The following is an 8,173-nucleotide window of genomic DNA, read 5'->3' on the forward strand; positions in this document are numbered from 1 at the left end:
AGTCACCGGAATAGTGACCTATACCCCTGATGCCGGTTTCGAAGGCGTGGATACCTTCACGTATACGATGAAAGATGTAGATGGCTACACAAGTAATATTGCTACGGTAACTGTTACGGTAGGCGGAACCAACGGAGGTCTTATGGCCGTAGATGATACTGCAAGTACAATCATTGAAGTGCCTGTAACTATAGAAATACTCGCCAATGATACGGGTGGAAATGCACCTATAGACGAGACGACCGTAGCGATAGTGGATATGCCTGCAGACGGTGCGGTAGAAGTGGATGCGGTGACCGGAGAAGTTACCTATACCCCTGATGCCGGATTTGAAGGTGTGGATACGTTCACCTATACCGTAAATGATACCGATGGTTATACATCCAATATTGCCCTGGTAACGGTAACGGTTGATCCGGCACCGACAGGACCTATCGCTAACGACGATGCGGTACAGGTAAATCCGAACAGCTTTATAAGGATAGCGGTACTGGATAACGATGCGGAAGGAAGCGCTCCGATTGATCCTGCTACGGTAGATGTTGTCAGCGGGCCTTCCAACGGTAGTATTGCGATTAATGACGACGGAACGGTAGATTATATACCGGAAGCAGGTTTTGTCGGGCAAGACAGCTTTGAGTATACTGTTGAAGATACGGAGGGAAGATTATCCAATATAGCGGTAGTATCTATAGATGTGACTTCAAACTCCGATCTTACGATTTCCATTACAGTTAATGACGTGACACCGTCCATAGACAGTGAAGTAGAGTTTACCATAACGGTTACTAACGATGGAGATCAGGTATTCTCCGATGTTATTGTAGATGAACCTCTGCCTTCGGGATATGAATTTGTAAGATCTGAATCCGCAGAAGGAGACTACAATGATCTTACCGAAAAATGGACCATCGGCCATATTGGCGCCGAAGGAACTGCAACCCTGAAATTGACCGCTAAAGTAGTAGCGGTTGCCGGAGCGGATTATCTGAATGTAGTAACTATAGAAGGATCTTCTCCGCTGGATGCGAACCTGGACAACAATACGGCACAGGTCGCCGTAGAACCACTCTTGCTGGTAGTGTATAACGAGTTTTCTCCGAACGGAGACGGGTTTAATGACACTTTTGTGATAGATGGTATACAACTCTACCCGAGCAATACATTACAGGTCTATAACAGGTACGGAAACCTGGTATTCAAGACTGCTAATTATAATAATGATTGGGACGGAGTTGCCAATAAGAGCGGAGCTATTAAGAAGAAAGACAAGTTACCGGTAGGAACGTATTTCTACGTACTGGATACCGGAACCGGGATAAGGAAAAGCGGATGGCTCTATATCGCAAGATAAGATAAGATAGAAAGAGGGATACCCCATCCCTCTTTTATTGCATTAAACCCATATAAAACAGATAAAATATAAGCAGATGAAAATTATAAACGTCAAAAAGAGCAATTACATTTTGTTTATATGTATGCTTGCTATGATTACGGTGAAAGCACAGCAAGACCCTCAATATACACAGTACATGTATAATATGATGAGTTTTAACCCTGCCTATGCCGGTTCTGTGGGTACTTTGGAAGCAAATCTATTGCACCGGTCGCAGTGGACAGGTATAGACGGGGCACCACAAACCCAGTCCTTAAGTGTCCATTCCCCTTTAAACAATGAAAAGGTAGGCCTGGGTTTTAATGCTGCGCATGACAAATTGGGGCCGTCCCGGGAAGTATTCCTCGACGGGAACTTCTCCTATACGATACAAACCGGGTATTTTTCCAAACTGGCTTTCGGGGTAAAAGCAGGGATCAGTATTCTGGATGTAGACTGGAGTGAAGGAGATTTTAAAGACCCGAACGATCCTCTTTTTGGCCAGAATGTAAATAAAACCCATTTTTTAGCAGGGGCGGGAGCATTTTATTATACGGATAAATGGTATGTAGGATTTTCTGTTCCCAGTTTCCTCCGTTATGACTATTATGATGACCGGGAACAGGGAGGAGTATTGTCGGACAGACTGCATTACTTCATAACAGGCGGATATGTTTTCGAACTGTCGCCAACGTTGTTGTTCAAACCTGCGACTATGGTGAAAATAGTGCGGGGAGCACCGGTTTCCGTAGATGTTTCCGCTAACTTCCTGTTACAGGAGAGATTTACTTTAGGAGCTTCCTACCGATGGGATGATTCCGTAAGTGCCCTGGCAGGTTTTCAGGTATCTCCGAGCTTCTTTATCGGTTATGCCTATGATTATACCACGACGAGTTTTAACCGGTACAATGACGGAACACATGAGATTATTCTGCGATATCAGATGCCGTTTAAATCCAGTCGTATAAAATCCCCGAGATTTTTCTAAACAGAATCGTCATGAGAAGAAAGATATTTTATACCCTTGGCTTATTGTTTTGCGTGACAGCTGTTTTCGGACAGCAACCGAAAAGAGCGGACCGCCTGTTTAAAGACCTGGCTTATGTAGAAGCTGCCCAGGCTTATGAGGAATACCTCAAAGGAGTGAATTCGCCTTCGCCCGACTTTCTGGGGAATATAGCAGATTCATATTACTTTATAAGTAACGATACCAGTGCTGTTAAGTATTATAAGAAACTCTATGAGTTACAGCGGCAAGGAATGTCCGATGCACATTTTTACCGGTACATACACGCACTTAAGGGAGTAAAGGACTATGAGGAGGCTAATTCTCTTATGAAAAATCACCTTAAAAATAAGGGCGACGAAAAGGAAATATCAAGATATGCCAGAGAAAAAGCCTATCTGGATAGCCTGGAGCAGTCGGAATCCCTTTTCACCGTAAAAAACCTGGAAAGTAATACGCCGAGGTCGGAATTCGGTGCCACCTTTTACGGGGACAAAGTGGTTTTTTCTTCAACGAGAAAACCCAGTTATACATTGTATGTATGGAACCAGCAGCCTTTCCTCGACCTGTATATGGGAGAGAGAAATGCAAGTGACGGGGAATTGTTCAACGTAGACCTTTTTCTTCCGGATATACAGTCCAGATACCACGATGCTACAATTACCTTTTCTCCCGACCTGTCATATATATACTATACGACCAATATAGTCAAGAACCGGAACAAACTCGTGAAAGATGATTCCGGGACTAATAATTTTCATATTATGAAAGGGACTATTGAGGACGGAAAAATCGTGAAAACGCAAAGCCTGCCTTTTAATAGTGTGGAATATTCCGTGGGGCACCCTTGTATGACCCCGGACGGAAAATGGCTGTTTTTCGTTTCGGATATGCCTGGTGGTTTCGGGGATACCGATATCTACGTGGTGGAAATGTCCGAAGACGGTAGTGTGGCATCCGAGCCGCAAAACCTGGGCCCGGTGATCAATACCAGGGGAAAGGACATGTTCCCTTACTTTAAAGATGAGAAACTCTATTTTTCCTCGGACGGTCATTACGGACTCGGTCGTCTGGACGTATTCGAAAGCGAAAGGAAAGAAGGGACCTGGGAGTTCAGTGCTCCCAAAAACCTGGGAGCCCCGGTCAACAGTAATAAGGATGACTTCTCCTTTGTTATAGATTCCACAGGCTCCTATGGCTACTTTTCTTCGAACAGGGCGGAAGGTAAAGGGGATGATGATATTTATTATTACACCAAGGAAAAAGCGCCATGCGATCAGTTTGTGTCCGGTAAGGTTACCAACAAGAACACACAAATGGCCCTCGAAGGGGCAACGGTAACGGTATATGACGAATTCGGCGATCAGGTAACGGCAGCTACTACCGGGACAGACGGTTTGTATAAAGTGGAGATTCCCTGCGAATCTACTTATACCTTCAAAGCTACCAAGCCCAATTATACTACCGAAGAAAAAGAAGTCGTGACCACGGAGAAAAACGGTGATGAAATCACCGACGTAAACTTTGAACTGACCAATTTCGACGATCTGATCGTAAAAGAAGATAACCAGGAAAAAATAGATGTAAACCCTATATACTTCGAGTTTGATAAAGCGGATATCACCCCCCAGGCCGCCGAAGAGCTCAATAAGGTAATCTACGTAATGAACCAGTTCCCCGATGTGAAGATCAAAATAGAATCTCACGCGGATTGCAGGGGAAATGCCGATTACAACAGGAATTTAACGGACCGTCGGGCGAAATCCACGCAAAAGTATATTCTTGAAGAAGGCAAAATAGACCCCTCACGTATAGAAAGTGCCATCGGTTACGGCGAAGACCGCCCCAAAATTGTTTGTGAGACCTGCAGTCGATGCACGGAAGAACAACATGCCGAAAACCGGAGGTCCGATTTTATTATTATTGAGAAGTAATAACGATCAGTTATATTTTCTGGTCTGTTCAGAATAAAAAATAAAATGGTGTGTGGGCACCCCCTACTTTTCCCACATACCATTTTTAACCAATCAACCGATGTACCTCACGACTACTCCTCATATCAATGGCTTAGGCTTTATACTTGCCGTATTCTTTATTACCGGCGGTCTTGTTCCGCTTTGGTCCCAGCAACCGCAGGAACGGGTTTATGCGGATGCACAAACGAATAATGATTGTGCACTTTGTCTAACTATAGATGTTGCAAATGAAGGGCGAGCTGTGGATGGAGATAAAGATACTTATTCTACACTAAGTATTACTGTATTAGGTCAGGTATGGCAAAAATTAGACTTTACTTCCCAGCAACCCGGACCGGATGATCCGGTTCATGTAAAAATAGGAACATCTACCGGTTTGGCTAGTTTAGCTACGAGTCTTAAATTTCAGGCATATAATGGAAATACTCCTGTTGGAGTAGAAGTAGCTTTAGGAAGTTTGATAGGCCTGCTAAATGGTGCTGATCAAGCGGATATCGTATTGCCGGCTCCTGATGTGCCATATAATAGTGTAAGAGTTCTATACGATGGAGTGGCTCTTGGTGGAGGTATTAATATATATGGCGCTTACTTCAACGAACCCGGGGATAGTATAGCCTGTGATATGGCTGAGGATATTCTTTGGGGAAGTGAAGCAAGCCTGGCCGGTGGAGTAAACGCAGTCAATAATCCTCAAAATGCTATTGACGGGGACGAATCTACATTTGCCGAATTAAATGCTACTGTAAGCGTTGAGGGGAAAACATATGTAACCGCGCTTTATCCGTCCGTATCTGTGGCTGGAGATTCTGTTCGTTTAGTGTTTCGCAACCCGGGAGGTTTAATTGATCTGGGCCTGTTATCAAGTAGCTTCGTGTTGAGAACATACCTGGATAACCAGGATAATGGAGCATTAGATTTAGATTCGGATATTCTCAGGCTAAGTTTACTCTCGGGAAGTAGTGATATACAAGTTTTAACCTTCCCGGTGCAAACTCCGTTTAACCGTATTGAAGTAGCCATTGGTGAGGGACTTGCTACAGCCTTGGCCAGTCTACATGTCTACGAAATCCAAAGAATAGCAAAAGGCCCCGGTATTACCTCCCCGCAGATGACAGAGGGGGTGGTCTATTCCTGTTTCGGCGATGAAGTCACCCTGAACATAGATCAGCCCCTTGCCGGTTCCGTTTATACATGGTATACGGCCCCGACCGGGGGGGCTCCCGTTGCTACGGGAACTTCCTACATCCCCGATACTACCGTCCCGGGTTCCGCTTTTTTTTACGCATCCGAAACCAGAGAAGGATGTACGAATGAATCCGGACGCACCCCTGTAGAACTTATCGTATTTCCCGCCTATGGAAACCCTGATATTGTCATAGGAAATACGACAAATTGAATGAAGTTAATAACAATCTAAAAATCAGTAACATGAAATCCATTACAACAACTTTAAAAAAAGGACTTACAGCCCTGTTTTTAATCTGCTCCGTGCCGGTCCTGGCACAGATCAATGCCCCTGTCCCCAACGGGCTTCCGATTAACGAAACTTCCAACCTGGACGTAGGGACCCTCACCAACGACACGCCTCCGGTAACGGCCCTGGATGGTGCGGTGCTGTTTTACAACCCGGCTACATCCGGACCGTCGCTCACATTAACAGCGAGTCTCGATGACGGGGCCGGAAATACGTTTTCTACCTATGAATGGTATAATATGACCACAGACGGGACCACGGAAACAGAAAATATTCTTACCGGTGAAACAACACAGAATCTTACATTGACGGCCCTTGCCCCGGGGTATCATAAGTTCCGCGTTTACGGTCTTGTGGACAACGGGGAGGTGATCTGCCAGTCCGACGATTTCGAAGATATTATTCTCTTCGTACTGTCACCGTTAACCGTGGATACAACCTTTGATGCCAACGGAAATCCTCTCATTTACTGTTCCAACGATGCTCCGGCCACTCCCATAGAGTTATCCGTAAGTGGTATTAATGCGGATTATGCTGCAAATACCAACGGTTATCCGAACCCGGCCGGCAGCGATTTCGAAGTTTCTTATGCGTGGTTTGCCGTAAAGGACGGGGATACTGCCAATCCTGTAGACCTTACGACTGCAACCGACACCTATGCTGTTACCCTTACCGATCCTGGTACCTACACCTTTTATGTCGAAGTAGAGTACACTATAAAAGACAAAGAAAGCAGAGATTATGTAACCTATACGGGTAACGTACAGAACGGAGGAACGGACCTGGAGATCGTAGTAACCCCGACCCCCGGAGCACCGACCATTACTATCGATAATATCGTAGACTAATATTTCCCCGGATATACTCCGGAATCATATACCCGGAACAGGAGCCCCGGTGCGGGCCGCCTGTTCCCGGCTATGGCGTAATTCCTTTATTCGATATTATGAAGATCGGGAAACTCATTCTTATTTTCCTGTGTTTCTGGCAGGCTGCCGGTGCGCAGGAAGCCGGTGATATTGTGGTGGTCCTTCCGGGGAGCACGGTACACCTCCGTGCCGCTTCCGAAGGAGCATCCCGATACCAGTGGTTTCGGGATGGCGATGTACTGGATGGCGCTACCGGTGCCATCTATGCCGCTGTCCAGGAAGGAAAATATACCGTGATTTCCTTTAATGCCGAAGGCTGTGAATCCGGTATTTCCAATGAGATAGAGATCCGGTTTTCGGGAACTTCTTCGGCTCCTGCCGGAGAAGGGATACAATACTTCTGCCATTTTTTTGATCCCGTTCTGGCCGATATAGAGGTTCAGGGAATAAATATAACATGGTACGATGCCGAAGAAGGAGGAAATGTATTGCCGGATACGCAACCGCTGGAAGAGGGGGGAACCTATTATGCTTCCCAGGCTCCGGGAGGGCCCGGTACCGAAAGCCAGGAAAGACTTGCGGTGACCGTATTTCTCGATCAGTGTCCCGATCTTTCGGTAAGTAAGGAAGTAGATAACCCGGAAGCCCCTGCGGACACTCCCGTTGTTTTTTCAGTAAGAATAAATAATGAAACTTCTCCGGAAGTAAAGGACATAACGATACGTGACCGGTTACCATCCGGGTTTGCTTATATTTCCCACAATGCCGATAAAGGGAGCTACAACGCAACATCCGGTATATGGGAGATACCATTGCTTTCCGGAAACGAAAGTGCGCAACTTCTCGTGCATGCCACGGTGCTTCCGACGGGAGATCATACCAATGTAGCTGTTCTCGACGCTTCCGATCCTTCGGATACCGATATATTGAACAACCGTGCCGAAGTTACGGTAATTCCTTCCTGTCTCCGTGTGTACAACCTGTTTTCACCCAATGGAGACGGTATGAACGACACTTTCCGGATAGATTGTATAGAAAACTACCCCAAAAATAAACTCGAAGTGTACAACAGGTACGGCCATATCGTTTTCAGGCAAAAAGGTTATGACAACACCTGGAAAGGCGCTTCCAACGTTAAAAATACCATAAGCCGCAACGGAATGCTCCCTGTGGGTACCTATTATTACGTACTGGATCCGGGGGACGGAAGCAAACCGGTTTCCGGATGGTTGTACATCATGCGATAAACAATATGTTTACGCACCAGGTCAGATTTGAAATGCTCCGGCGCCTGTTTAGCGCCCGGAAAACGGCCATTAAAGCAATCCCTTTGACACCGGAAGTAGTCCGGTTAGCAGCTAAAGGGATTCGGTTGACCGCTAAAGTAAATGGTTTGGCGGCTAAAGGGATTCGGTTGACCGCTAAAGTAAATGGTTTGGCGGCTAAAGGGATTTGGTTGACCGCTAAAGTAAA

The 8,173-nt window shown here is 45.8% G+C and carries 7 protein-coding genes; all 7 read left to right on the plus strand.

Annotation, left to right across the window (positions count from 1 at the left end; translation table 11 throughout):
• Positions 1-1,354, plus strand: a 1,354-nt coding sequence (locus ED312_RS00005) for an Ig-like domain-containing protein (protein WP_123213940.1), incomplete at its 5' end; no start/stop codon positions are given.
• Positions 1,355-1,430: 76 nt separating this feature from the next.
• Positions 1,431-2,363, plus strand: a complete 933-nt coding sequence (locus tag ED312_RS00010; RefSeq protein ID WP_123213941.1) for a PorP/SprF family type IX secretion system membrane protein — start codon at positions 1,431-1,433, stop codon at positions 2,361-2,363.
• Between the two features lie 11 nt (positions 2,364-2,374).
• Positions 2,375-4,315: an OmpA family protein gene (locus tag ED312_RS00015; RefSeq protein ID WP_123213942.1), complete on the plus strand. Its 1,941-nt coding sequence runs from the start codon at positions 2,375-2,377 to the stop codon at positions 4,313-4,315.
• A 100-nt stretch (positions 4,316-4,415) separates the two neighbouring features.
• Positions 4,416-5,753: an immunoglobulin domain-containing protein gene (locus tag ED312_RS00020; protein ID WP_123213943.1), complete on the plus strand. Its 1,338-nt coding sequence runs from the start codon at positions 4,416-4,418 to the stop codon at positions 5,751-5,753.
• 32 nt (positions 5,754-5,785) lie between these two features.
• Positions 5,786-6,679, plus strand: coding sequence for a hypothetical protein (locus ED312_RS00025; RefSeq protein ID WP_123213944.1), 894 nt, complete (start codon positions 5,786-5,788; stop codon positions 6,677-6,679).
• A gap of 98 nt (positions 6,680-6,777) precedes the next feature.
• Entirely contained in the window at positions 6,778-7,947 is a 1,170-nt protein-coding gene (locus tag ED312_RS00030) for a T9SS type B sorting domain-containing protein (protein WP_123213945.1), read from the plus strand.
• Positions 7,926-8,173 (plus strand): hypothetical protein (locus ED312_RS24080; protein WP_206363183.1); only part of this gene is annotated, 248 nt, incomplete at its 3' end. The genes ED312_RS00030 and ED312_RS24080, both read left to right, overlap by 22 nt.

The sequence above is a fragment of the Sinomicrobium pectinilyticum genome (assembly GCF_003725735.1).
GTDB classification, from domain to species: Bacteria; Bacteroidota; Bacteroidia; order Flavobacteriales; family Flavobacteriaceae; genus Sinomicrobium; species Sinomicrobium pectinilyticum.

What these genes read in the sequence shown, in the direction of transcription:
- ED312_RS00010 (WP_123213941.1), top strand. Translation starts at nt 1,431, where the DNA reads ATGAAAATTATAAACGTCAAAAAGAGCAATTACATTTTGTTTATATGT.
- ED312_RS00015 (WP_123213942.1), top strand. Translation starts at nt 2,375, where the DNA reads ATGAGAAGAAAGATATTTTATACCCTTGGCTTATTGTTTTGCGTGACA.
- ED312_RS00020 (WP_123213943.1), top strand. Translation starts at nt 4,416, where the DNA reads ATGTACCTCACGACTACTCCTCATATCAATGGCTTAGGCTTTATACTT.
- ED312_RS00025 (WP_123213944.1), top strand. Translation starts at nt 5,786, where the DNA reads ATGAAATCCATTACAACAACTTTAAAAAAAGGACTTACAGCCCTGTTT.
- ED312_RS00030 (WP_123213945.1), top strand. Translation starts at nt 6,778, where the DNA reads ATGAAGATCGGGAAACTCATTCTTATTTTCCTGTGTTTCTGGCAGGCT.